Genomic DNA, 24,250 nt, shown 5'->3' with positions numbered 1-24,250 from the left:
CGGTCTCCTCGCGCAGCGCAGTCGTGCGGGCACCAGCCGTCGCGCGGGGCCGGCCATTCGCGCTCAGCGACGACGCGATGACCCTGCGCGCCGGCCATGCCTATCCGGGCGGCGAATGCCACCGCCGCCGAGCGGGCCGCGGCGGCGCGATCGAGCCCCGCGCTGCGTCGATTCATGCCCCCGGCGGCGGCGTATCCGTCCGGCCCGGACTGGCCTTGTCGGCGGATCCCCCGGGCGGTGGCCGAATTCACCCGCCGCGGACTGCACTAGGGTGGGCCCGGCGTTATGGCGACATACACGGGAGGCGCACGCATGGACCCCATCGAAGAACACCGGCTCTCTTTCGGCACGGCCGCGCAGGTTTACCAGCAGTCGCGACCGACCTATCCGACCGAGGCGCTGACCTGGGCAATCGGCACCGCCCCCGGCCGCGTGGTCGATCTGGGCGCGGGCACCGGCCAGCTGACCCGGGTGGCGCTGGCCGCGGGCTTCGAGGTCGTGCCGGTCGAGCCCGACCCCGGCATGCGCGCCGAACTCGACGCGGCCACCCCGGGGACGGTCGCGCGGAAGGGCTCCGCGGAGTCGATCCCGCTGCCCGACGGATATGCCGACGCTGTCATCGTGGGCACCGCGTACCACTGGTTCGACAAGGAGCGCGCCCACCCGGAGATCATCCGGGTGCTGCGGTCCGGCGGGGTGTTCGCGCCGATGCGCAACGACCGCGACGTGAGCGTCGACTGGGTCCGGCAGCTCGACGAGATCATCCGGTCGGCCCTCTTCCACCGGCCCGAGAACGCCGAGTTCGGCGAGCTGTTCGCCCCGTTCGAGCACGCCGAGTTCCGGCACAGCGTCACGCAGACCCCGCAGGGCCTGCTGGACCTCATCGCCACCCGCTCCTGGTATCTCGTCGCGCCCGAGGACGAGCGGCGGCGGCTGCGCGACGCGGTCCGCGAACTGTGCGCCACGCACCCCGACCTGGCCGGGCGGGACAGCTTCGCGCTGCCCTACGTCACCAAAGTGCTGCGGACGGTCAGGCGCTGACGTTGCGCTCGTACACCATGCGCAGGCCGATCAGGGTGATCATCGGTTCGTGATGGGTGATGGTGCGGCACTCGGCCATCACCACCGGCGCGAGGCCGCCCGTGGCGATGACCGCGGTCACCCCGCCCAGCTCCTCGATCATCCGCTCGACGATGCGGTCGACCTGGCCGGCGAAGCCGAAGTACATACCGGCCTGCAGGCACTCGACGGTGTTCTTCCCGATCACCGAGCGGGGCTGGGCGGGCTCGACCTTGCGCAGCTGGGCGGCGCGGGCCGCCAGCGCGTCGAAGGAGATCTCGATGCCCGGGGCGAACGCGCCGCCCAGGAATTCGCCCCGGGCGCTGATCACGTCGAAGTTGGTGGTGGTGCCGAAGTCGACCACGATGGCCGGCCCGCCGTAGAGGGTGTGCGCCGCCAGCGTGTTGACCACGCGGTCGGCGCCCACCTCCTTCGGGTTGTCGATGGCGAGCTGCACGCCCGTCTTCACGCCCGGCTCCACCACCACCGCGGGCAGCCCCGCGTAGTAGCGGCCCAGCATGGTGCGCAGCGAGCGCAGCGCGGCGGGCACCGTCGAGCAGGCCGCGACTCCGGTGATCTCGACGTTGTCCCCGGCCAGCAGACCGCGGAACATCAGGCCGAGCTCGTCGGCGGTGTTGCGGGCATCCGTCTTCACCCGCCACGAGTGCACGATCTTGTCGCCCTCGAAGGTGGCGAGCACCGTGTTGGTGTTACCGATGTCGATACAGAGCAGCACCCGACGTCTACTTCCGCGCTCGGAGGTCCAAGGCGATGTCCACGATAGGCGACGAGTGGGTAAGCGCCCCCACCGAGAGGTAGTCGACGCCGGTGGCCGCGTACTCGGCGGCGACCTGCAGCGTCAGCCCACCGGTGGCCTCCAGCTCCGCCCGGTCGCCGACGGCCGCCACGACCTCGCGCAGCAGCTGCGGAGACATGTTGTCGCAGAGCAGGAACGTCGCCCCGGCCGCCACGGCCTCCTGCGCCTCGGCCAGCGTGGTCACCTCGACCTGCACCACGACCTCCGGGAAGTTCGCCCGGACCAGGTCGTACGCCGCGGTGATGGAGCCCGCCGCGAGCTTGTGATTGTCCTTGATCATGGCGACGTCGTAGAGCCCCATGCGCTTGTTCGTGCCACCCGCCGCGCGCACCGCGTACTTCTCCAGCGGCCGCAGGCCGGGGGTGGTCTTGCGGGTGTCCAGCACCAGCGCCTTGGTGCCGGCGAGCTGCTCCACCCAGCGGCGGGTGTGCGTGGCCACCCCGGACATGCGGCAGAGCAGGTTGAGCGCGGTGCGCTCGGCCGACAGCAGGGTGCGGGTCGGCCCGGTGACCGTGGCCAGCACGTCGCCGCGCGCCACCGGGTCACCGTCGTGCGCGTGCACGGTCACCTCCGCGCCGGGCCCGGCCAGCTCGAACACCAGCTCCGCCACGGCCAGCCCGGCGACCACGCCCGCCTCCCGGGCGATCAGGTCCGCGGTGTCGACCTGGGTCTCCGGGATGGTCGCCACGCTGGTCACGTCGAGCCGGTCCGGCCCGAGGTCCTCGCGCAGCGCGTTGGCCACGATGCGCTGCACCTCGTCCGGGTCGAGCCCCGCCTTGAGCAGCTGCGCCTGCGTCGTGTCCCTCACGCCATCGCCTCCCACGTCCCGGTCGTCGTGCCGTCCGCGGCCAGGCCGGGGAACAGGTGCCCCCGCCAGCCGTCGTCCGCCTCTGCATGATCCTCGCGCCAGTGGCACCCGCGCGTCTCGGCGCGCAGGGAAGCCGACGCGACCAGCGCGCTCGCCACGGTGAGCAGGTTCGCGAACTCCCAGCCCGCGGTGCGCCCCGGCAGCGGCGGGGTGCCGACCTCGCGCAGCACCCGCGCAGTCTCGGCCAGCGTCTCGGCGCTGCGCAGCACGCCCGCGCCACGGGTCATCGCCCGCTGCAGCTCCCGCCGCCGCGCGGCCAGGTCCACCGGCGGCTCGGCCGCGGCGACCAGGCCCTGCGGCGTCCAGGCCAGGCCGCCCTCGGGCAGGTCCGCCGGGTCGGCGTCGGCGAGCACCGGGTCGGTCTGCGGGGGCAGGTCACGGGTGATGTCGGCGGCGATGCGGCGGGCGAAGACCAGCCCTTCCAGCAGCGAGTTCGAGGCCAGGCGGTTGGCGCCGTGCACGCCGGTGCAGGCGACCTCGCCGCAGGCGTACAGGCCGGGGATGCTGGTGCGGCCGTCCAGGTCGGTGCGGACCCCGCCGGACGCGTAGTGCGCGGCCGGGGCCACCGGGATCAGGTCCACCGTGGGGTCCACGCCGGCGGCCAGGCAGTACGCCGTGATCGTCGGGAAGCGGTGGGCCAGGTCGGGCACGTGCCGGGCGTCCAGGAAGACGTGATCGGTGCCCGAGGCCAGCATCTGCCGGTGGATGCCCTTGGCGACCACGTCGCGGGGGGCGAGCTCGGCCAGCTCGTGCTGCCCGACCATGAACCGCTTGCCGTCCCCGTCGACCAGGTAGGCGCCCTCACCCCGCAGCGCCTCGCTGACCAGCGGCTGCTGCGCGGTGCGGTTGTTCGGCAGGTAGAGCGAGGTCGGGTGGAACTGCACGAACTCGAGGTCGGTGACGTCCGCGCCGGCCCGCAGCGCCAGCGCGACGCCGTCGCCGGTGGACACGATCGGGTTGGTGGTGGCCGCGAAGATCTGTCCGAGGCCGCCGGTGGCCAGCACCACGGCGCGGGCAAGCACGGCCCCGACCCCGTCCTCGGTGCCCTCGCCGAGCACGTGCAGGGTGACCCCGCAGGCCCGGCCGTCGGCGTCGCGCAGCAGGTCCAGCACCAGCGCGTGCTCCACGAGGCGGATCCACGGGTCGCGGTTCACCGCGGCGTGCAGCGCCCGCTGCACCTCGGCGCCGGTCGCGTCGCCGCCCGCGTGCACGATGCGGTTGGCGTGGTGCCCGCCCTCGCGGGTGAGCATCAGCGAGCCGTCCGGGTGGCGATCGAACTCCGCGCCCATCTTGATCAGCTCGCGGACCCGGGTAGGCCCCTCGCTGACCAGCACGTCCACCGCCGCCGGGTCGCACAGGCCGACGCCGGCGACCAGCGTGTCGCGGGCATGGGCGGCGGGAGTGTCCAGCGGGTCCAGCACGGCCGCGATGCCGCCCTGCGCCCACCGGGTGGAGCCGTCATCGATATTGACCTTGGTGACCACGGTGACGTGCAGGCCTGCCTCACGCAGGTGCAGTGCCGCGGTCAGGCCGGCGATGCCGGACCCGATCACGACCACGTCGGTCGGTTCGAACCAGCTCGCGGGCCGCGCGGGCAACGCCCGGGGCAAAACCGGTAGCTCGACCGGGACTGTCAACGCCTTGCGCACCAGCACAGTCAACCGCGCCGAGGCCCGGCGTTCACCCCCGGGACCACGTGACACCCCTCACCGTCCCCCGGCGCGGCCGGGGGACGGTGAGGGAGCGTCAGGCGTAGTTGATCGGCAGGCCCTTGGTGCCGGCGCCGCGCAGGGACTTGGTGACCTTCTTCTTGCTCAGCCACAGGTGGCAGCGCACCCCGTGGTCGCCGGCCTCCCAGTCCGCCTGCGACGGCCAGTTCCACACCACACCGGTGCGGTAGTTGATGTTGCCGTCGTTCGGCACCTTCGCGAAGCCGGCGATGACGCCGCGGCATGCCTTGGCGATCTTGGTGTTCATGTCCTTGAGGCTGCTGAAGGCGGTGCTGCCCGCGTTCCACACGCCCACGAACTCCGCGTTGTGGCTCTTGTTACAGGCGATCGCCACCAGCTCCGAGCCGTACTGGTAGCAGCCGAGCTTCAGTGGCGACGCCGCGTTGGCGAACTCGCCCTTGAGCGAAGCGGTGCGCGACACCGGGTCGCCGTACTGTCCGTCCAGCGCGGTCAGCTCGCAGCGGTACCAGCGCGCGCCACCGTCCCAGCCGGCCGGCGACGGCAGCGAGACGCCGAACCACACCGAGCCGGCACGCCAGTCCCCGCCGAGGTGGGCGGTGACCTTCTTGTCGCAGTCCGCCCATGCGGCGCGCAGGTCGGGCGAGCCCTCCGACGGCGGCGTGGTGCGCGACGCGGCCTCGCCGGCGAAGTCGGCCACGGCGACCGTCTCGTAGGTGTGGTTCTGGTCACACGACACCGGCTTGTACGACGAGCGATAGCTGACGTCGCGGAAGCTGTCGGCGCATATCGCCTCGTCGGGACGCCAGCTCGTGGGCTCGGCCATGGCCGTCCACTGATTGGTGAGGTCGCCGTCCGCCCCCGGCGGCAGCTGTCCCCCGCAGGCCGACGTGGCCAGCAGGGCTGCCGCGACCAGCACGACCCCCGCGACCCTACGGCCGATCACCTCACGCATCAGTTGCCCTCCCCAAGCCTCGCCGAACATGAATGGGGAGCATATTTCATGCCCGCCAACATGCGGCGACGCCTGGTCGGGTCAGCGGATCAGCTCGGGATGCCCTTGCCGGCGGTGCCCTTGGCCGAGCCGGTCATCTTCTTCGTCTCCAGCCACAGGTAGCAGCGCACGCCGCGGTCGCCGCCGGCCCAGGTGGCCTTGCTGTACGGCCACGAGATAACGCCGTACTTGCTGGTGGCGCTCACGCTGACCCCGATGAACGCGGCCATCGCCTTGCGGCAGTTGTCGTGGAAGTAGTCCCAGTCCGCCTCGCTCACCGGGTACTTGCGGGTGGCCACGGCGGTGAACGTGCCCACGTACTCGGCGTTGTGCGACTTGGCGCAGTCGGTCTCCGGCATGGTGTCCACCGAGCCGTTCTTGCCGCTCTCGGCGAAGCAGGTGAGCAGCAGCCCCGGTGCGAGCGAGCCGCGCAGGCTGCCGCTGCGGCGCACCCAGTCGGCCTTGTCGGTGACCGTGGTCAGCTCGTTCAGCTCGCAGCGGTACCACCGGGCGCCGCCCTGCCAGGCCGCGGCCGAGGGCAGCGTCAGGTCGAGGGTCAGCCGGCCGTCGCGCCACTGCCGGCCGACGAACGCGGTGGCCCGCTCGTCGCACTCGGCGAACGCGCCCGCGAGCAGCGCGTCGTCCGCCTCCGGCGGGGTGCCCGCCGTGGCGACGGCGCCGGCGAGCGTGCCGACGTAGACCGTCTCGCCGTAGTGCTCCGACTCGCAGTCGACCGGCCGGTACGCGGTGGCGCGGCCGGTCTGCTCGTACGCCTTCTCATGGCAGACCTCGGCGCCGGGGACGAACACCTGCGCCGCGGGCAGGGCCGCCCAGTCGTCGGCGAGCTTGCCGTCCACACCGGGCACCGCTGAGGTGCAGCCGGCCAGCGCCAACGGCGCTGCCAGTGCGCAGACGGCCGCACTGGCGGCGATCAACCGCCTCCATGCCATGTGTCGCCCCTCCCAGACCCCGGCCCGCCCGGGAGCCTAACCGACAGGAGGCGACCGCGACAGCGGTGCTGTCGGCCTTCTACCAGCCCGGAACGCCCTGGCCTGTGGTCCCCTCGGCCGGCTTCTTCATGGTCTTGCCGCCGGAGACCCCGGCGAACGGGGCCGGCCGGTCCGCGTACGCCTAGAAGTAGGGGATGCCCTTGCCCTTGAGCTGACGCCGACGAACTTCGCCGCCACCGCGTGGCACCGCGATCTTGTTGCGCCGAGGATCGGCCTAACGGCTCAGCGTCAGGTCGCCACGGACGACGTCGCCGACCATGCCCGGGACGGCTTCGGCCGGGTCGGCGCCGAGCGAGATGATCCGGTTGTCGGCGTCCACATGCACCACCCGCGGGGTGTACGAGCGGGCGGTGGCCTCGTCGGCCTGCGCGTACGAGATCAGGATGACCAGGTCGCCGGGCTTGACCAGGTGCGCCGCCGCGCCGTTGATGCCGATCACGCCGGTGCCGCGCTCGCCCGGGATGACGTAGGTCTCCAGCCGGGCCCCGTTGGTGATGTCCACGATCGCGACCTGCTCGCCGGCCAGCAGGTCGGCGGCGTCCATGAGGTCCTCGTCGATGGTGACCGAGCCGACGTAGTGCAGGTCGGCCTGGGTCACCGTAGCCCGGTGGATCTTGGACTTGAACATGGTGCGCAGGAACATCAGGCCGATTCTCCCTCGGTCTTCGTGGCGGCCCCGTCGGTGTCCAGGTGGACGGGCAGGTTGTCGATCAGCCGGGTGGCTCCGACGCGGGCCGCGACCAGCAGCCGCGCCTCGCCCGGTCCCGGGTCCTCGCTCAGGTCGGTCCCCCGCAGGGCCAGGTAGTCCACGTCCACGCCGGCCAGCTCGGCCCGCGCGGCGGCCAGCACCGCCGCGGCCTCCCGCCGGGCGGCTCCGGCCCGCAGTCCTCGGGACAGCGCGAGCGCCGTCTCCCGTTCGGTTTCGCTCAGGTAGCGGTTGCGGCTGGACAGCGCCAGGCCGTCCGGCCCGCGGACCGTCGGCACGCCGACGATCTCCACCCCGAGTTCGAGGTCGCGCACCATCAACGTGATCAGCGTCAGCTGCTGGTAGTCCTTCTCGCCGAAGAACGCCAGGTCCGGGCGGGTGAGCCGAAGCAGCTTGCCGACCACGGTCAGCACCCCCGCGAAGTGGCCGGGACGGACCGCCCCCTCCAGCGCCTCGCCCAGCGGGCCCGGGTGCACGGTGACCTGCGGCTGCCCGTGCGGATACATCACCTCGGGGGTCGGCGCGAAGACCAGGTCGACGCCCTCGGCCGCACACACCGCCAGATCGGCGTCGAAGGTGCGCGGGTAGCGGGCCAGGTCCTCGTTCGGGCCGAACTGCAGCGGGTTCACGAAGATCGTGGCGAGCACGAAGTCGGCGTGCTTGCGGGCCTCCCGGAGCAGGGTGGCGTGCCCCTCGTGCAGCGCGCCCATGGTCATCACCACGGCGACGGAGCCCTGCGCGGCGGCGCGCGCCCGCGCCAGCTCCTCTCGGGTGCGTACGACGGCGGTCACTTCGCCGCCTCACCGAGCTGACCGGCGTCGGCGGCGGCCGGCTCGGCCAGCACGCCCAGCAGCGGCTCGGCGTCGACCGCGCGCAGCCGCCCGTTGGCGATCGCCCGGTCCGCGGTGCGGCGGGCCAGCGCGACGTACGCCGGCAGCGAGTCGGGGGCGGTGCGGGCCAGCTCCTGCACGTGCCGGGCGACCGTGCCCGCGTCACCGCGCGACACCGGCCCGGTGATCGCGGAATCGCCCATCCGCAGCGCGTTCTCCAGCGCGGCGGTCAGCAGCGGGCCGAGCACCTTCTCCGGGCTCAGCACACCCGCGTCGCGCAGCCGGTCGGCCGCCTCGTTCACGAGGGTGACCAGGTGGTTCGCGCCGTGCGCGAGGCCGGCGTGGTAGAGCGCGCGGTGGTCCTCGGCGATCCACTCCGGGCTGCCGGCCAGGTCGGCGACGAGCGACCGGGCCAGCGCACGCACGGTGTCGTCGGCGGCGGTGATCCCGTACGAGATGCCGGGCAGCCGGTCCAGGTCGGCGGCGGTGCCCGTGAAGGTCATCGCGGGGTGCAGGGCCAGCGGGCGGGCGCCGACCGCCGCGGCGGGGGCCAGCACGGCCAGCCCGTGCGCGCCGGACGTGTGCGCCACCACCTGGCCGGGCCGCAGCGCGCCGGTGGCGGCCAGGCCGGTCACGACACCGGCCAGGGCGTCGTCGGGCACCGCGATGATCAGCAGATCGGTCGCGGCGCGGGCCACCTCGTCGGCGGGAAGATTGTGCGCACCCGGCAGCAGGGTGCGGATGCGATGCTTGGCCGCGGCGGAAACGCCGGAAGCGGCGACTACCCGGTGTCCCGCGCCACGCAGGGCGGCGGCGAGGACCGCGCCGACCCGGCCGGCGCCGATCACACCGATGGTGAGCTCAGCACTCATGATCTGATCCAGTCCTCTTCTTCGGGGTACCGGTCGGGGAAAGTATGACCCCGTGTCCTGATCACTGGACAGAGACTGTGCGAAACCGCACTGCCGCGGAAAGTTCACATGCCTACAACGAAAGGCGCCCCCGGAACCACGTCCCGGGAGCGCCCTTCGTGACCGCCGTCTCGCTGCTCAGCGCCTGTTGAGGCGGTGCTGATCCAAGAAGCCTGCGTCCAGGAACTTGACGTTGGTCGCGGTGCGGTCGCCGTCCGGGGTCTCGTGGCCGTCGTGCACCACCAGCAGGCCGCCGGGGAAACCGGGCAGCGGGGTGTTCACCACGGCCGCGCCGTCGCACTCCTGCGAGCCGTCGACCCGGCCGTCGACCACCGCGAAGCGCCCCAGCGGCCGCAGCGTCAGCCGGTCGTACGTGTAGAAGGTGTCGTCGCCCTGCGAGGAGACCACCAGCGTGCCGGCGAGCCGGCCGGTCTTGAAGATCGTCACGCCCTCGACGTCGGCGTCGATGCGCCCGCCCTCGCCCGGGTCGGCCGCCCAGTCGAACGTGCACTCCTCGGTCTCCGGGTCGTAGACGGCGGGCACGCCGTACTCCCGGGTGCGCTCGACCATCCGCGGCGTGTAGCCGAACCGCCCGCCGGCGACGGAGACCCGCCACAGCGCGACGTCCTCCTGCGCGGCGTAGAGCACGCCCAGCTCCGGGTCCACGGTCATGCCCTCGACCTGCGGCAGCTCGCCCGGCTCCAGGCACGGCGTCCAGCTGCCGCCGCTCTTGAGCCGGAACGTGTCCGGCAGCACCAGCTTGTCGACCCGCTGGTAACTCACCTTCGCACCCTTGGCCACCAGGCGGAACATGCCCAGCTCCGGGGTGTGCCGGCGGCTCGCCACGGCCAGGAAGTCCCGGCCCTGCCGGAACGTCGCCAGCCCGTACGCGGTGGCCTGCTCGTTGACCTCCTGCTGGGTCGTGTTGAAGGCGAACGGCGCGTCAGCCGCGGTCACGTCGGTCAGCACGCCGTCGTCGATGCGGTAGAAGCGCAGCTTGTCGCGGCCGCGGTCGGTGACCACGGCGAGGTCGACCAGCCGCCCGTGCAGCGGGAAGCCGGTCACCAGGTCGACGTTGTTGAAGCGGCCCGGCTCGTCGTCCGGGCCCGGCGCCGCCGGCGTGGCGAACGACTGCGTCTCGCGGCCACGCAGGTCGTAGACGTGCAGGCCGCCGTTCTTCGCGGTGACGATGACCCGGCTGCGGGACCTGTCCCGCTCGTTCACCCAGATCGCCGGGTCGTCCGCGTTCGCGTCGCCGCCCGCCTCGTCGTCGTACAGCGCGGGGGTCTCGAACTTCGCGGTGACGGTACGCAGCGCGGGCGTGCCGTCCGTGGTCGTCGGTCCGGACTCGGCCGAAGCCACGCCGGGTAGCGCGGTCGCCGCCAGGGCGGTCGCCGCCAGGCAGGTGAGAATACGTCGCATGGCCCGGACCGTAGATTCGGCGGGGCAACCGGCGACGAACGGAGAGTGAACAGCACCGATGCGTTGGCGGGATGCGATGCGAACTGCGCTGTACGGGCCGGACGGGTTCTTCGTCCGCGAGCGGCCCGCCGACCACTTCCGGACCAGCGCCCAGTCGCCCCACTTCGCCCGGGCGATCGCGGTGCTCGTCGCCGACGTCGACCGGGCGCTCGGCAGTCCCGAGGTGTTCGACCTGGTGGACGTGGGTGCTGGTCGAGGCGAGCTGTTGCACGCAGTGCTCGCCGCGCTGGACGCGCCGCTGCGGGCGCGAGTCCGGGCGGTGGCCGTGGAGGTCAGCGCCCGCGCCGACGATGCGGCAGCCGAGCGCGGCGCCACGACCGGCACCGGTGACACGCCAGGCGCCGACGTCGGGCCGGGAACCGCCGTCTCGTGGCGCACCGAGCTGCCGCGCGGGCTGACCGGACTGCTGCTGGCCACCGAGTGGCTCGACAACGTGCCTCTCGACCTCGCGCGCGACGGGTCTTACCTGGACACCGACCTGAACCCGTGCGGGCCGCTCGACCCGGCCGACGCCGCCTGGATCGAGCGCTGGTGGCCAGCCGGCCCGGACGACGTCGTGGAGATCGGACGCAGCCGGGACGAGGCCTGGGCCGAGGCGGTCGGCGCGCTGGACGCGGGGCTGGCACTCGCCGTCGACTACGGGCACCGGCGCGAAAGGCGGCCGATCCTGCCGACGGTGACCGGCTTCTGGAACGGGCGCGAGGTGCCGCCCGCCTTCGACGGCAGCACCGACATCACCTGCCACGTCGCCGTCGACTCGATCGCGGCGGACAGGGCGGACCGGCTGCTGCTGGACCAGCGCAGCGCCCTGCACCGCCTCGGCGTCACCGCGCAGCGGCCACCGCTGGCCCTGGCCTCGACCGATCCCGTCGGCTACGTACGGGCACTCGCCGCGACGAGCGAGATCGGGGAGCTGACCGCCACGGGCGGCCTCGGCGCGCACTGGTGGCTGGCGCAGTGGATGAACCTCGACGCCAAGAAGGTGCCCTTCCTCCACGAATAGCGAGCAGAATTTCCGCTCGTCTCGCTGGCGAGCCGACGAAGGTGCCCTGCCTTTCTTGGCGCTGGCTTACGATGGCGCGCATGGTGGAGACGGGTGGGACCCGGGAGTTGACGGTCGGCGCTGGGGCGGGGGCGCAGCAGCTGGGCACCGACATGGTGCTGAACATCGGCCCCCAGCACCCGTCCACGCACGGCGTGCTGCGACTCAAGCTGGTCCTCGACGGCGAGAAGGTGCTCTCCGCCGAGCCGATCATCGGGTACATGCACCGTGGCGCGGAGAAGCTGTTCGAGGTGCGCGACTACCGGCAGATCCTGGTGCTGGCCAACCGGCACGACTGGCTGAGCGCGTTCAGCAACGAGCTGGGCGCGGCGATGGCCGTGGAGCGGCTGATGGGGCTGGAGGTGCCGGAGCGGGCGGTCTGGCTGCGGACGGCGATGGCCGAGCTGAACCGGGTGCTCAACCACTTGATGTTCCTCGGCTCGTACCCGCTGGAGATCGGCGCGATCACGCCGGTGTTCTACGCGTTCCGCGAGCGCGAGGTGCTGCAGGCCGTCATGGAGGAGGCCACCGGCGGCCGCATGCACTACATGTTCAACCGCATCGGCGGGCTCAAGGAGGAGGTCCCGGCAGGCTGGACCGGGCGCGCCCGGGAGGCCGTCGACCTGGTCGCCTCACGCATGCCGATGCTGGACGACCTGATCCGGCGCAACGACATCTTCCTGGCCCGCACCGTCGGCGTCGGCGTGCTCACCGCCGCGCAGGCGGCCGCGTACGGCGCCTCGGGGCCCGTCGCGCGGGCCAGCGGGCTGGACTTCGACCTGCGCCGCGACGAGCCGTACCTGGCCTACGGCGAGCTGGACGTCCCGGTGGTCACCCGCACCACGGGCGACTGCCACGCCCGCTTCGAGGTGCTGCTCGACCAGGTGTACGTGTCGCTGGACCTGGTCCGGCAGTGCCTGGACCGGGTCGACCGGATCGGCGGGCCGGTCAACGTACGCCTGCCCAAGGTGGTCAAGGCGCCGGAGGGCCACACCTACGCGTGGACCGAGAACCCGCTCGGCGTCAACGGTTACTACCTGGTGTCGAAGGGCGACAAGACGCCGTGGCGGATGAAGCTGCGCACCGCGTCGTACGCCAACGTGCAGGCGCTGTCCACGGTGCTGCCGGGCACCCTCGTGCCGGACCTGATCGCCATCCTCGGCTCGATGTTCTTCGTCGTCGGCGACATCGACAAGTAGCGCACGCCGCCTATACGCGAAAACGCGCCCTCCGGTGATCCGGAAGGGCGCGTTCTCGCTGTCGTGGTCAGCGGTACCGGCGGTCGTAGTCCCGATCGCGGTCCCGGTCGCGGTCCCGGTCGCGGTCGCGCACGTCCTCGTAGTCGGACCAGCGGTCCTCGCGGTCGGAGCCGGTCAGCGCGCGGGGCTCGCGGCGCTCCTGGTCGCGGTACGGGAAGCCGCCCCGCCCCTCGTCGGCCCGGTCCTCGTCGAAGCCGCGGTCCTCACGCCGCACCGCGGCCCAGCGGTCCTCGATCCGCAGCTCGGTGCCCGAGCTGTCGCTGTGCAGCGCGGCCCGGCGCTCGCCCATCCGCACCTCGCGGCCGCGGTCGTCGTCGCGCACGGTCGTCCAGCGGTCCCCGGCGGCACGCACGGCCGGCCGGTCCTCGTCGTCGCGGTCGGACCAGCGGCCCTCGATCGCGTCGGCGGGGCGGTCGGACCACCGGTCGTCGCCGCGGTCACGGCGCGACGGCCGGCTCTCCCCACCGGAGACCGGCTCGCTGGCGTCGCGGCGGCGCTCCAGCTGCTCGCGCAGCCGCTGCTCGGTCCACGACTCCTCGTGCCGGTCCCGCTCGCGGGACCGTTCGGCGCGCGGGCGCTGCACCTCGATGCGCGGGCTCTCGGCCCGGTGGCCGTACTCCGCGGCGTCGCGGCCGCGGTCGAAGCCGCCGCTCGCCGCGCCGCTGACCGGGCTGCCGTAGATCGCCGCGCCGCGCTGGGCGTCCTCGCCGTGCGGGTCGACGATGGTGTGCCGCGTCGTCACCTGCACGGTCTCCGTGTGCCGCACCACGCCGCCGGGCGGCATGCCCGCGCGGCCCGAGCTCGGGCCCGGCTGGTGCGGGGTGGGTGCGGGGGCGCCGGCCCGGGCGGCGGCGGGCGCGGGCGCGGCCTGGGCCGCGGCCCGCACGGCCTCGGCGCGGACGTGCTCGAGCTGCGCACGGGTGGCGTCGAGCTCGTGCCGGGTGGCCTCGAGCTGGTCGACCAGGTACTGGAACTTCTCCGCGAAGGCACGGTGCGTGGCGTGGGCCGCGGTCGAGATGTCGTCGCGGACGTCGGCCCGGACGGTGTCGATCTCATCGAGGATCATGTCCTCGAGTTCGAGCCGAACCGTCTCGGTGTCGCGACGGAGAGTGATCGATAGCCCTATCAGGATGACCGACAGGATGACCACGCCCACGGCGGCCCGCAGCGCGGTGCCCCCGTCGGCCGCGAACAGGAAAATCGCAGCCAGGGGGGCCAGCCCGACGCCTCCCCAGAACAACACCGGGAGCAGGCGCGCGTGCCGCTGATCATCGCGAGTGTCCGAGTCCGGCATGGTGCTAGAGGCTACCGACAGTTGCTTGCGAGGGGAATGCTCCACGGCCTTGAAATGCGAGAACATTCCGCGCGTGGATCGTCTCCGGCCCGTCCTGAACAGCTGCGCCACCCAGCGCGGCTTGTGCGGACCCCGTCGCGGCGCGCGACGCGCCGGTAATCGCCGAACCTTCGTCACGAACGGTTCAACGAGCGCCCGCCCGTTTCGCCCGACTCTAAAACAAGATGGCACATATGACCGGAGCCCCGGTCGCGCCGCGGGTGCGGCACGGCCGGGGCTCCGGTCGTCGTGTCAGCTCAGCGCAGGGAGGACCAGCGGTCCTCGTCGCCCCACTGGTCGGCGCGGGCGGGAGCGGGCTGCGCGGGCAGGTTCGACCACGTGTCGCCGCTGCCGGTGGACCACGAGCTACCCGGCACGCCCACGTCGGACCAGTCGTCCGGGGTTTCGTCGTCCAGCGGCAGCGGCCGTCCGAACGTCTCCACCAGCCTGGTGACCACCAGGCCCAGCGCGATGGCGCCGGCGGCCAGCGCGTACAGCGAGATGTGCCACTGGGCCGCGTCGGCGTACCAGACGACCAGGGCGAGCAGCGAGACGCCGAGCAGCGTGCCGAACACGCCGCCGCGGCGGCCGTACGCGCTCACCCCGCCGATCAGGGCCGCGCCCAGGGCGAGGCCGGTCAGCTCGAAGCCCTCGGTTGGTGCGACGACCTGTTCGGTGGCCCCGTTGAGCGCGGCCATCACCACACCCGCCACGGCCGCCAGTGCCATCGAGCCGATCAGCGCAAGCACGGCGACGACGCCGCCGAGGCCGCCACGCCGCCGGGCCGGGTCGGTCACCGGCCGGAACCGGCCGACCCCGCGCCGGATGGACCGGATCGCGCCGAGCAGGCCGGCCACGATGGTCAACGCTGCGAAGCCGCCGTACAGGTAGACCGCCTGCCCGGTGGGGTCGTACTCGCCGCTCACGGTCAGCGGGGACGGGTGTTTCTGGATCCAGACGATCGCCACCAGCGCCGCCGCCAGGCTGCCCGCCCATCCGGGCACATGGAAGCCGACCACGAGGACGGCCACCACCAGGCCCAGCCCGGCCGCGAAGGCGACGGCCATGCCTGCGGTGGGCACCACGCCCGCCGAACCGTGCTCGGCGTAGTACAGCGCGGCCGCCGCGGCGACCGGGCCGAGGGCCAGGTTCACCGCCCCGGCGCGCAGCGTCGTCGAGGCGCCGAGGCCGAGCAGGCCCAGCACCGAGGCGAAGACCAGCAGCTCCTTGAAGTTCGCGCCGGTGATGGTGTCCCGGTGACTGTTGTTCAGCAGGAAGCCGACCGTGACCACGCCGAGCAGCAGCACGCCCTCCCACGCGAAGTGCACGCCGAGCCGGTCGCGGCCGACCTCGCCGTGCGCGGGGTCGTCGAAGACGTCGTCCAGGTTGGCCGCGGGCGTCGCCCGTGGCCGGTACTGCATCCCGGCGACGACGCTGTGTGCGCCGCCGTCGGATCTGAGATCGGACTCCTCACGGAAGCCCTCGCCGCGGTACCGTCGCTGCCCTGTCGCGTCGGTCGCTTCGCTGTCGTAGGCCATGACTCGCGCCTCCCGAGTCGGCTGCCGGTCGCGGGGTACGACACGGCATACCCGAGGCACCGTACCGGCTGAAACGTGAATGCAACAGGGTCTACCGGCGACAACATCCCGCCGTCGACAGGTACCCGATAGTGGTCGCCACCGGTCCGTTCGCCTGTTACTGGATGTCCGGCTTGTCGTCGTCCTCGGGGCGCTTCGGCACCCGGCAGGCGCGTTCCAGCCAGAGCCCGGCCCCGACCAGCGCCAGCGAGCAGACCAGCGAGCTGATCGCCGCGGGCAGGTCGCGGGTGGCCGCGGTGAGCCGCTGCCCGTCGACGAGCAGCCACAGGGTCAGCCCGGCGGAGAAGCCGGCGAAGATCGCCCCGGCCAGCGAGGACGCCTTGGCGAGCACGGCGTACCGGGCCACGGCCAGCGGCTCCACGCCCGGACGGCCGGGCTTGCGCTCGATCCGCGCCCGGGTCTGCTGCGCCAGCGCGAACTCCACGAGCGCGAGCGCGAGCAGGGTGAACGCGGGCAGCCAGGGCAGCGTCGGCATGCTGCCGTACCAGGTGCTGATGATGAGCCAGGCGACGGCGGCCGAACCGAGCGCCGCGACGATCAGGGTGGCCGGGTTGGTGGGTTGCAGCCGTGGCTCCGGCGTCGGCGGCTGGCTCAATGCGGTCCACACCCCTCACTCGTCTGAATGAGGGTCACTCTACTTCGAGCCGCACCTGGGGCAGCGCCGTCATCGCGGCCACCTCCGTCGCCATCGGCTCGGCCAGCACGAGGTCGTTCACCCAGCCGTGCCCGGGCAGCTGGGCATAGGGCTGCACCTCCAGCCACGGCCGCAGCACGAAGGCGCGCTGGTGGGCGTGCGGGTGCGGCAGGGTCAGCTCAGGGGTGTCGCGCAGGATCGGCTCGCCGTCGTCGGCGAACGCGGCGACCAGGTCGACGTCGAGCGTGCGCGGGCTGTACCGGCGGGCCTGGTGGCGCACCCGGCCCGCCTCGTGCTCGATGCCCTGCGCGGTGAGCAGCCACTGCTCCACCGCCTGCGGGCCGCGCACGAGCAGGGCGGCGTTGTAGTACGCCGGCTGCTCCGTGTCGCCCCACGGCGGCGTCTCGTAGACGCCGCTCACCGCCAGCAGCTCGCCTTCCTCGGCGAGCCGGCGCACCGCGAAGCGCAGATGGTCGGCGCGGTCGCCGAGGTTGCTGCCTATCGAGAAGACCACCGAAGTCACGACCGATATTCTCGCAGCGTGGCAGCCGACCTGATGCACGCGACGCCGCCGGTGGTGATGGGGGTTCTCAACGTGACCCCGGATTCCTTCTCCGACGGCGGCCTCTACGACGACCTCGACGCCGCCGTGCGGCACGGGGTGCAGCTGCACGGCCAGGGCGCGCACCTGGTGGACGTGGGCGGCGAGTCGACCCGGCCGGGCGCGTCACGCGTGGACGCGGACACGGAGATCAAGCGGGTGGTCCCGGTCATCGCGGCGCTGGCCGACGCCGGCGTGCCGACCAGTGTGGACACCACCCGCGCCGCGGTCGCCGCGGCCGCCGTACAGGCCGGGGCGGTCGCCGTCAACGACGTCTCCGGCGGGCTGGCCGACCCGGACATGCGCCGCGTCGTCGCCGACGCCGGCTGCCCGTACGTGGTGATGCACTGGCGCGGGCACTCCGCCGACATGCAGGCGCTGGCCACCTACCGCGACGTCGTCACCGAGGTGCGCGACGAGCTGTCGCGCCGCGTCGACGAGGCGCTGCGCCTGGGCATCGCGGCCGACCGGCTGATCGTCGACCCGGGGCTGGGCTTCGCCAAGACCGCCGAGCACAACTGGGCGCTCACCCGGCACCTGGACCGGATCATCGGGCTGGGCTTCCCGGTGCTCTTCGCGGCCAGCCGCAAGTCCTACCTGGGCCTGCTGCTCGACGGCCGGCCCGCCGCGGACCGCGACGCCGCCACCACCGCGACCAGCCTGCTGGCCGCCGCGGCCGGCGCCTGGGGGGTACGCGTGCACGACGTGCGCTCGACCGTCGACGCCCTCGCGGTGTGGCGGGCCACCGGCAGCCCCCGGCTGCGCTACGAAGGCTGACCATGGACCTCATCACGCTCACCGGCCTGCGGGTACGCGGCAACCACGGCGTCTTCGACTTCGAGCGGCGCGACGGGCAGGACTTCGTGGTCGACGTGGTGCTCGGGCTGGACCTGCGCCCGGCCGCGGACAGCGACGACGTCGCCGACACCGTGCACTACGGCGAGCTGGCCTCACGACTGGCCGAGGTCGTGGCCGGGCCGCCGGTCAACCTCATCGAGACGCTGGCCCAACGGCTCGTCGATGCCTGCCTGGCCGACCCCCGCGTCGCCCGGGCCACGGTGACCGTCCACAAGCCACAGGCGCCGATCCCGCTGACGTTCACCGACGTCAGTGTGACGATGACCGGCACCAGGTGACGGCCGGACATCCGACACCCGCCACCACCTGCACGGCTTGTCGCACCGGTGGGTGCACCGTACGCTCTGCTATGGATCGAACACCGGTCCTACATAAGGGCAAAACCCCGGCGCTCCACTACGAACTGTGATCGACACGAAGCAGGGTGTCATCGGCTGCATCCCACCGCTGAGGACCCCCATCGGTAAGGCTTAAGCAATTGCAGCGCCGGTCGCGCACCGGGGAGGTACCGAATGATCGCCATGGAACTGGTCCAGGCGGCGTGGAACCATGCCACGCCGGCCCTCGGCATGCTCGCCGACGAGATCCTGGCGGCGCCTGGGGATCCCGCGGGCGGCGGCATCGCGACCAACGACATCCTCACCTTCTTCGCCACGAAGATCTCTCCGATCCTGCTGGCCATCCTCGGCGTCATCTTCATCGGCCGCGCCAGCAAGGGCGAGGTGTCGAAGGTGCTGACCAGCTCCGCGATCGCCATCATCGGCGTGGCCTTCATCGTCGGCGCGGGCGCGCTGCTGCTCGTCGGCGAGAACCTCATCGACATCATGTTCGAGTAGGCGGAAGCGATGCGGCTGCGTACGGACGACGACATCTACCGGGCTCGCCTGGTCTATCTCGGGCCGCCCGGATACACGCTCCCCGTGCAGTTGCCGTACGCGCAGTACGGCCTGTTCGTGCTGCTGGTCCCGCTCTACATGGGCATCCACTGGCTGTTCACACAGGAGTTCGAGATCTTCCCGACCTGGGAGATCGCGCTCGCCATCGTGACCACGTCGTACATCTTCCGCCACGTCGACCCCGACCGGCCCGCGCGCATGGTCATCCGCACCGCGCTCACCGACTGGAAGCGCACCCGCGAACCGGTCGTCGAGCGCCGCGACCCGCGCCTGGTCGCCCGCCGCGTCGTCGTGCGGCAGGCGATCACATGACCAGCAACGATACCGAGTACGACCTGGACGACGCGGTATCCGACGTCGTCCCGTCCGTCGAAGGGACCGCCGCGACGGGCCCCGTCGCCGTGTTCCAGCCGCCGCGCCGCCGCGAACCTGCCGAGCCGGAGGGTCCCGCCGAGGACGCCGGCGGGCGTCCCGAGGCGCGCACCGCCGACCTGCGCAGCGACCTGCAGACGGCAGCCGACCGGCGCGCCGCCGAGATGCGCGCGGCCGCCGACGCCGCCACCCAGGCACAGCGTGAACGCGCCGCGTCCTCGCGCCGCGACCCCGAGCCGTCCTCCGCACCACCGGCGCCGTCCGGCCCCGACATCGAATCGCCGTTCCTGGAACTGTTCGACTCCGAGGCGGCCGACCCCGGCTCGGTCGGCCTGGCCGGCACCCCGCTGCGCCAGCCGCCGCCGCACGGCACGCCCGGCCAGGCGGCCCACCAGCCCGGCGCACGCGCCGAAGCGCCGCAGACCGGCCGCACCACGGGCACCCGCCCGGACGGCCGCCAAGCCGCGCCGCCGCGATCCGGGCCCGCCCGGGCGGATTCGCCGCCGACCACTCCCGCTCCGCCCGGCCCGCCGGCGGCACCGACCGGACGCACCACGGCCGACTCTCGCACCGACCAGGCCGGCCGCTCCGGCACCCAGCCGGGCCGCCCGCGCAACGCCCCGGTCAGCGGAGTGCCGCGCAACGCGCCCGTCAGCGGCGTGCCGGTCAGCGGGGTGCCCATGCGCCCCCAGCCGGACCTGCGCAACCGCCCGGTCAGCGCGATTCCGGTCAGCTCCGTGCCGGTCAGCACCGTGCCACTGAGCAGCCGTCCGCTGCCCCCGCGGGGCACCCCGCAGGCCGCGCCCCGCAGCGCCCCGCCCGCCGGGCAGCGACAGCCGGCCAAGAGCCGAGGCAAGCAGGTCAAGCCGCCCGCGCAGCCGAAGGCCGCCCGCGACCGCGACGCCGCCCAGGAACTCGCGATCACCGAGATCGCCGGTCATCTCACGTTCACTCCGCACGCCGTCACCGCGTGGTACATGCTGCCCGAGGTGCGCTGGGCGTTCCGGCCCGACGCCGACCGCGAGTCGCTGCTGTCCGCCATCAGCGAGCAGTACGCCGGCCTCGCCGGGTTCCGCCTGCACCTGCGCCGCACCACCCGGCCCTTCCCGGCCGACCAGTGGGCCGCGCAGCTCGACCAGCTCACCCACCGCCCGCTGCCGCCCGTGCCCGGCGCGCCCGGCTGGGGCGACCACCTCGTCGCCGCCCAGCGGCACCTGCGCGAGATCAACCACAGCGAGGGCCAGACCTACCTCGGCGTGACCTTCGCCCGGCGGGCGCTCGGCGACTCGTTCAGCGAGAAACTGCTACGCGCCTTCGGCAAGGGCACCGCCGACTCCGAACGCCGCAAGCTCGGCAAGCAGGTCGAACAGTTCGACGAGGTGCTCGCCGCATTCGGCATGCGCGGCCAGCGCGCCGCCGCCGCCGAACTCGAATGGCTGCTCTACCGCTCCGTCGCGCTCGGCATGAGCCCCCCGAACATGGTCGGCTCCGTCGCGCACGGCCGCTGGGACTCCGGCGACCTGCTCGCCCTCACCGAGCACATCGAGCGCTACCGCACGCCATACGGCAGCACGGTCAAGCTCGTCAACCGGATGACCGGCGAGGAACGGCACGTCGCCGTGCTCACCGTCGGCCGCATGGAACCCCTCGACATCCCCGAGCGGCACGAGCCCTGGCTGCACTTCCACGAGCGCCTGCCCTGGCCCATGGAACTGTCGTCGCGGGTCGACATCCTCGGACCCGGCGACAGCTTCCGCAACCTCGAACACCGGCTGCGCATGATCCGCTCGCAGCAGCTGGACTACCTCGAGCACGGCATGGACGCCCCGCCCGAACTCGAACGCCTCGCCAGCCGGGCGCTGGTCATGGGCGACGAGATGACCACCGGCCTGCCCGTCGACTCCGCCCGCGCGCACGGCTGGCACCGCATCGCCGTCAGCGGCGCCGACCGCGAGGAATGCCTCGAACGCGCCCGCTCCGTCGTCGCCACCTACAGCCGCGAACTGCGCGTCTCGCTCCAGCACCCCAAGCAGCAAGACCAGCTCGCCCGCGAGTTCATCCCCGGCGAGCCCGTCGCCAACACCGGCTACCTACGCCGCATGCCGGTACGCCTGCTCGCCGCCGCGCTGCCCCAGGCCGCGTCCGTCGTCGGCGACCGCCGCGGCGACCTGCTCGGCCGCACCGCCGGCACCTGCCGCCGCCCCGTCTTCCTCGACCCGCACTTCCCCATGGAGGTCCGCGAGCGCTCCGGCCTGTCGGTCATGGTCGCCGAACCCGGCGGTGGCAAGTCCACCCTGCTCGGCGCCATGGGCTACCTCAACGCCCGGCGCGGCGTCCAGGTCACCCTCCTCGACCCGAGCGGCCCGCTGGCCCGCCTCGCGTCCATGCCCGAACTCAAGCCGTACTCCCGCGTGCTCAACCTGACCGGCGGCGAGCAGGGCACCCTCGCCCCGTACTCGCTGATCCCGACCCCGCAGCGCACCGAATTCGGCCCCGGCGCCGATGGCGACCGCGAATACGAGATCTCCGTCAGCAACGCCCGCGCCGAACGCCGCATGCTGGTCCAGGACATCTGCTCCATGCTCATGCCGCCGCAGGTCGCCCGCGAAGCATCCACCGCCACGCTGCTCCGGCACGCCGTGCGCACCGTGCCCGCGGAGGAGACCGCGACCCTCGACGACGTCGTCCGCTGCCTCGCCGGCATCGACGACACCGGCCGCGAGCTCGCCAACCTGCTGCTCGACACCGCGGAGATGCCGCTCGCCCTGCTGTTCTTCGGCAGCCCGCCCGGCGACCTGCTCAGCACCGACTCCGCGCTCACCGTCATCACCATGTCCGGGCTGCGCCTGCCCGACCTGAAGATCGAGCGAGAGTACTGGTCCGCGGAAGAGGCGCTCGCGCTGCCGATGCTGCACACCGCGCACCGGCTCGCCGTCCGCCGCTGCTACTCGGGTGACATGCACCAGCGCAAGCTCGTCGGGCTCGACGAGGCCCACTTCATGGAGGGCTGGCGGTCCGGGCGATCGTTCCTGGTCCGGCTCGCCCGCGACAGCCGCAAGTGGAACCTCGCCGCGCTCGTCGCGTCGCAGAACCCGAAGGACATCCTCGGGCTCGACGTGCAGAACCTCGTGTCCACCGTGTTCGTCGGGCGTATCGCGCAGGACCCGGAGATCGCGTCCGAGGCGCTGCGGCTGCTCCGGGTGCCTACCGACGTCGGATACGAGGCCGTGCTGGCCTCGCTGTCCGCGCCCGACGCGAACAGCGCGGGACGGCTCGGATACCGCGAGTTCGTGCTGCGCGACGTCGACAGCCGGGTGCAGCGGGTGCGGGTGGACGTGTCGTACGTCGCCGGGCTGCTGGAAACCCTCGACACCACCCCGACCGGGCAGGCGGCCGGCCAGGGAGGCAAGCGGTGAAGCGGCTCGCCTCCGCGGTCCTCGCCACGATGGTGCTGGCGCTGGGGACCCTGTTCGGCGCGCCCGTCCAGGCTGCAGCGCCTGCCGCTGCGGCGGTCGCGGCGCCTGGGGACAAGCTGTGCTCGCTGGAGGAGTGGACGGCCCGCGGGCTGGACGAGTGCATCACGCGGTTGCAGGAGGTCAGCGCGGCACGCGTGCAATGCGTGAGCGCCCCAAACCCCGCAGCCCCGGACTCCGGTCTCGGCGGCTGGTTCGTGAGCAGGCCCACTTGGAACGTGAACGGGCCCGCCGGTAAGTACTCGCGCTACGGGTATGCGGGCTACGACTACACGACCTACGACATCAACTGTGTTCAGACCGTCATGCACCCCGACTACAAGCTCGAGAACACCATCGCCAACGGCGAGTTCATGCTCGCCGCCGGCATCGTGGGCGTCTCCAACGCGCTGCGAGAGCGCGCCTGGGCGCCGGACGAGATGTGGGGCTGGGCCGACCCGCTCGTGGAGAACGCCACTACGGCTCTCTACAGGCAGGTCTTCAGCGTGTTCGGTGTGATCACGCTCGCGGTGATCGGCGTCTACCTGCTGTGGCGCTCCCGTCAAGCCCAGATGTCGATGGCACTGACGACTGTCGGCTGGGCCATTCTGGTGATGGTCGGCGTTACCGCGATCGCCAGTTGGCCCGTTCAGTCTGCGAAGGCTGCTGACGGAACGCTGGTCAGCGTTTTAAGTGTGGTGCACGACGCAGTCGGACCTCGCACTGCTACCACTACCACCTGCAGCGACCCCGAACCGGGTGCCTGCGACGACCACCGTCCTCCTGCTGTGCGCGCTGGCGACACAGCTGTGGAGGCATTGCTCTACCGCAACTGGATCCGTGGAGCACTCGGTTCTGCAGACAGCGAGACCGCCAGAAAGTATGGGCCAGCGCTGTACCGTGCGAAGTCGCTCAGCTGGGATGACGTCGCAAAGATCCAGTCAGCACCTACCGATGAGGCACGCCAGCAACTACGTGACAACACCATCCGCCGGAAGCAGGGCGAGTGGATGAAGGTGGCTGAGCAGGTCCGTGCGGAAGATCCAGACGCTTACGAATACCTTCGCGGCACTAAAGGTATGGAGCGGATCGGAGCGGGATTCGTTGCGATTCTGTCAGCGCTCGCTTATGCCGCCTTCGACGTCGTAGCCTCGTTGCTGGTGCTCCTCGGATTCTTGATCATTCGTTGGGCTGTCATCGCCGCCCCGGCTCTTGGCACCGTCGGTTTGCTGCGTCCGGCAAGTGCGGGCCTTCGCCGCCTGGTCAACTCCGTGCTGGCGGCGCTGTTCAACGTTCTCATCTTCGGTACCGGCGCTGCGGTCTATCTGTTCGCCGTCGATCTGATCATGAGCACTTCGTCTCTCGCTGGATGGCTTCAGGTCACTCTGGTGCTGCTGTGTGGGGTAGTGGGCTGGATCCTGCTGCGCCCATACCGTCGGATTACGCAGCTTGGCGGCGGCAGCAGTGGCACGTCGCTGCTCACTGCTCGGCCTTCAGCACCCATTGCCTCCTCCACCGGCGAGCGGACGCCAGCCACCGCAGTCGCGCCCGGGAGCACCACAAGTACGACTGTGCCAGAGGCCCGTCCGGAGCTTACGGTCAGCGCGGAGGACCCAGCCTCGGTCGTCCGCGCCGAGGCACGCGGCGGAGCCGACCCAGTTCGCGCGGAGACGTGGCGCTCGCCGGACGTGCCCGAATCCTCGCCCGCCTATGCCGTGTACCGGCCCGCCGCGGTGCCCCACCAGGCAGCCACCCGCGCGGAAGCGCGGACAGAACCCGCTGCCGAGCCGTCGGCGCGGACGGAGCGCCGCTCCGAGACTTGGGCGGAACGGAGCTAGCC

22 protein-coding genes are annotated in these 24,250 nt (G+C 72.4%); 9 read left to right on the top strand and 13 right to left on the bottom strand.

The genetic code is table 11. From position 1 onward, the window contains the following. Window positions 1–312: 312 nt before the first annotated feature. The gene (locus F9C41_RS36095) at window positions 313–1,041 is read left to right on the top strand and encodes a class I SAM-dependent methyltransferase (protein WP_155391327.1); all 729 of its coding nucleotides are present in this window, start codon (window positions 313–315) and stop codon (window positions 1,039–1,041) included. Here the strand turns inward: F9C41_RS36095 and F9C41_RS36090 are convergent. From F9C41_RS36090 to F9C41_RS36050, 9 genes are all read right to left on the bottom strand, one after another. Continuing rightward, a complete protein-coding gene (locus F9C41_RS36090; protein WP_155391326.1) occupies window positions 1,031–1,795 on the bottom strand; it encodes a type III pantothenate kinase in 765 nt (254 codons plus the stop codon). The genes F9C41_RS36095 and F9C41_RS36090 overlap by 11 nt on opposite strands. A gap of 7 nt (window positions 1,796–1,802) precedes the next feature. Then, entirely contained in the window at window positions 1,803–2,684 is an 882-nt protein-coding gene (gene nadC, locus F9C41_RS36085; RefSeq protein ID WP_155391325.1) for a carboxylating nicotinate-nucleotide diphosphorylase, read from the bottom strand. Continuing rightward, window positions 2,681–4,381 (bottom strand): L-aspartate oxidase, encoded by a 1,701-nt coding sequence (locus F9C41_RS36080; protein ID WP_155391361.1) that lies wholly within the window; start codon window positions 4,379–4,381, stop codon window positions 2,681–2,683. The genes nadC and F9C41_RS36080 overlap by 4 nt, the downstream gene beginning before the upstream one ends. Before the next feature lie 109 nt (window positions 4,382–4,490). After that, window positions 4,491–5,387 carry a septum formation family protein gene (locus F9C41_RS36075; protein ID WP_196280095.1) on the bottom strand — a complete coding sequence of 299 codons (897 nt, stop codon included), beginning with the start codon at window positions 5,385–5,387 and terminating at the stop codon, window positions 4,491–4,493. A gap of 89 nt (window positions 5,388–5,476) precedes the next feature. Beyond that, the gene (locus F9C41_RS36070) at window positions 5,477–6,376 is read right to left on the bottom strand and encodes a septum formation family protein (RefSeq protein ID WP_155391323.1); all 900 of its coding nucleotides are present in this window, start codon (window positions 6,374–6,376) and stop codon (window positions 5,477–5,479) included. Window positions 6,377–6,650: 274 nt separating this feature from the next. Further along, a complete protein-coding gene (gene panD, locus F9C41_RS36065) occupies window positions 6,651–7,079 on the bottom strand; it encodes an aspartate 1-decarboxylase (protein WP_120317408.1) in 429 nt (142 codons plus the stop codon). After that, window positions 7,079–7,933 carry a pantoate--beta-alanine ligase gene (gene panC, locus F9C41_RS36060; RefSeq protein WP_155391322.1) on the bottom strand — a complete coding sequence of 285 codons (855 nt, stop codon included), beginning with the start codon at window positions 7,931–7,933 and terminating at the stop codon, window positions 7,079–7,081. The genes panD and panC overlap by 1 nt, the downstream gene beginning before the upstream one ends. After that, window positions 7,930–8,844 carry a Rossmann-like and DUF2520 domain-containing protein gene (locus F9C41_RS36055; protein WP_155391321.1) on the bottom strand — a complete coding sequence of 305 codons (915 nt, stop codon included), beginning with the start codon at window positions 8,842–8,844 and terminating at the stop codon, window positions 7,930–7,932. Before F9C41_RS36055 ends, panC begins: the two co-directional genes overlap by 4 nt. Before the next feature lie 177 nt (window positions 8,845–9,021). Further along, complete coding sequence (locus F9C41_RS36050) at window positions 9,022–10,305, bottom strand: phytase (RefSeq protein WP_155391320.1); 1,284 nt, start codon at window positions 10,303–10,305, stop codon at window positions 9,022–9,024. A gap of 76 nt (window positions 10,306–10,381) precedes the next feature. Here F9C41_RS36050 and F9C41_RS36045 point away from each other — a divergent pair, with 76 nt between their 5' ends. Beyond that, entirely contained in the window at window positions 10,382–11,368 is a 987-nt protein-coding gene (locus F9C41_RS36045) for an SAM-dependent methyltransferase (protein ID WP_155391319.1), read from the top strand. A gap of 80 nt (window positions 11,369–11,448) precedes the next feature. Beyond that, window positions 11,449–12,606: an NADH-quinone oxidoreductase subunit D gene (locus F9C41_RS36040; protein WP_155391318.1), complete on the top strand. Its 1,158-nt coding sequence runs from the start codon at window positions 11,449–11,451 to the stop codon at window positions 12,604–12,606. A gap of 67 nt (window positions 12,607–12,673) precedes the next feature. Here the strand turns inward: F9C41_RS36040 and F9C41_RS36035 are convergent, their stop codons facing one another. The 4 genes from F9C41_RS36035 to folK form a co-directional block, all read right to left on the bottom strand. Continuing rightward, complete coding sequence (locus tag F9C41_RS36035) at window positions 12,674–13,960, bottom strand: hypothetical protein (protein WP_155391317.1); 1,287 nt, start codon at window positions 13,958–13,960, stop codon at window positions 12,674–12,676. Window positions 13,961–14,256: 296 nt separating this feature from the next. Continuing rightward, window positions 14,257–15,537, bottom strand: coding sequence for an ABC transporter permease (locus F9C41_RS40910; protein WP_230690265.1), 1,281 nt, complete (start codon window positions 15,535–15,537; stop codon window positions 14,257–14,259). A 157-nt stretch (window positions 15,538–15,694) separates the two neighbouring features. Beyond that, entirely contained in the window at window positions 15,695–16,204 is a 510-nt protein-coding gene (locus tag F9C41_RS36025) for a DUF3180 domain-containing protein (protein WP_230690264.1), read from the bottom strand. Window positions 16,205–16,226: 22 nt separating this feature from the next. Next, complete coding sequence (folK, locus tag F9C41_RS36020; protein ID WP_155391316.1) at window positions 16,227–16,754, bottom strand: 2-amino-4-hydroxy-6-hydroxymethyldihydropteridine diphosphokinase; 528 nt, start codon at window positions 16,752–16,754, stop codon at window positions 16,227–16,229. A gap of 33 nt (window positions 16,755–16,787) precedes the next feature. Between folK and folP the strand changes: the two genes are divergently transcribed. From folP to F9C41_RS35990, 6 genes are all read left to right on the top strand, one after another. After that, window positions 16,788–17,609, top strand: a complete 822-nt coding sequence (folP, locus tag F9C41_RS36015) for a dihydropteroate synthase (protein WP_230690271.1) — start codon at window positions 16,788–16,790, stop codon at window positions 17,607–17,609. A 2-nt stretch (window positions 17,610–17,611) separates the two neighbouring features. Further along, window positions 17,612–17,968 (top strand): dihydroneopterin aldolase, encoded by a 357-nt coding sequence (gene folB, locus F9C41_RS36010; RefSeq protein WP_155391314.1) that lies wholly within the window; start codon window positions 17,612–17,614, stop codon window positions 17,966–17,968. A gap of 234 nt (window positions 17,969–18,202) precedes the next feature. Continuing rightward, entirely contained in the window at window positions 18,203–18,526 is a 324-nt protein-coding gene (locus tag F9C41_RS36005; RefSeq protein ID WP_155391313.1) for a hypothetical protein, read from the top strand. A 9-nt stretch (window positions 18,527–18,535) separates the two neighbouring features. After that, a complete protein-coding gene (locus F9C41_RS36000) occupies window positions 18,536–18,898 on the top strand; it encodes a hypothetical protein (RefSeq protein WP_155391312.1) in 363 nt (120 codons plus the stop codon). Next, a complete protein-coding gene (locus F9C41_RS35995; RefSeq protein WP_230690263.1) occupies window positions 18,895–22,374 on the top strand; it encodes an ATP-binding protein in 3,480 nt (1,159 codons plus the stop codon). The genes F9C41_RS36000 and F9C41_RS35995 overlap by 4 nt, the downstream gene beginning before the upstream one ends. 29 nt (window positions 22,375–22,403) lie before the next feature. Further along, entirely contained in the window at window positions 22,404–24,248 is a 1,845-nt protein-coding gene (locus tag F9C41_RS35990; protein ID WP_230690270.1) for a cation diffusion facilitator family transporter, read from the top strand. Window positions 24,249–24,250 lie beyond the last annotated feature (2 nt).

Source organism: Catellatospora paridis (assembly GCF_009720365.1).
Taxonomy (GTDB): Bacteria; Actinomycetota; Actinomycetes; order Mycobacteriales; family Micromonosporaceae; genus Catellatospora; species Catellatospora paridis.
Note: the sequence above shows the minus strand (reverse complement) of the source record. Positions and strands in the feature narration are given on the sequence as shown.

Excerpts from the sequence above, each read along its gene's own strand:
- F9C41_RS36095 (WP_155391327.1), top strand. The coding sequence starts at position 313 with ATGGACCCCATCGAAGAACACCGGCTCTCTTTCGGCACGGCCGCGCAG.
- F9C41_RS36075 (WP_196280095.1), bottom strand. The coding sequence starts at position 5,387 with ATGCGTGAGGTGATCGGCCGTAGGGTCGCGGGGGTCGTGCTGGTCGCG.
- F9C41_RS36070 (WP_155391323.1), bottom strand. The coding sequence starts at position 6,376 with ATGGCATGGAGGCGGTTGATCGCCGCCAGTGCGGCCGTCTGCGCACTG.
- panD (WP_120317408.1), bottom strand. The coding sequence starts at position 7,079 with ATGTTCCTGCGCACCATGTTCAAGTCCAAGATCCACCGGGCTACGGTG.
- F9C41_RS36055 (WP_155391321.1), bottom strand. The coding sequence starts at position 8,844 with ATGAGTGCTGAGCTCACCATCGGTGTGATCGGCGCCGGCCGGGTCGGC.
- F9C41_RS36050 (WP_155391320.1), bottom strand. The coding sequence starts at position 10,305 with ATGCGACGTATTCTCACCTGCCTGGCGGCGACCGCCCTGGCGGCGACC.
- F9C41_RS36045 (WP_155391319.1), top strand. The coding sequence starts at position 10,382 with ATGCGAACTGCGCTGTACGGGCCGGACGGGTTCTTCGTCCGCGAGCGG.
- F9C41_RS36040 (WP_155391318.1), top strand. The coding sequence starts at position 11,449 with ATGGTGGAGACGGGTGGGACCCGGGAGTTGACGGTCGGCGCTGGGGCG.
- F9C41_RS36035 (WP_155391317.1), bottom strand. The coding sequence starts at position 13,960 with ATGCCGGACTCGGACACTCGCGATGATCAGCGGCACGCGCGCCTGCTC.
- F9C41_RS40910 (WP_230690265.1), bottom strand. The coding sequence starts at position 15,537 with ATGGCCTACGACAGCGAAGCGACCGACGCGACAGGGCAGCGACGGTAC.
- folP (WP_230690271.1), top strand. The coding sequence starts at position 16,788 with ATGCACGCGACGCCGCCGGTGGTGATGGGGGTTCTCAACGTGACCCCG.
- folB (WP_155391314.1), top strand. The coding sequence starts at position 17,612 with ATGGACCTCATCACGCTCACCGGCCTGCGGGTACGCGGCAACCACGGC.
- F9C41_RS36005 (WP_155391313.1), top strand. The coding sequence starts at position 18,203 with ATGATCGCCATGGAACTGGTCCAGGCGGCGTGGAACCATGCCACGCCG.
- F9C41_RS36000 (WP_155391312.1), top strand. The coding sequence starts at position 18,536 with ATGCGGCTGCGTACGGACGACGACATCTACCGGGCTCGCCTGGTCTAT.
- F9C41_RS35995 (WP_230690263.1), top strand. The coding sequence starts at position 18,895 with ATGACCAGCAACGATACCGAGTACGACCTGGACGACGCGGTATCCGAC.
- F9C41_RS35990 (WP_230690270.1), top strand. The coding sequence starts at position 22,404 with ATGGTGCTGGCGCTGGGGACCCTGTTCGGCGCGCCCGTCCAGGCTGCA.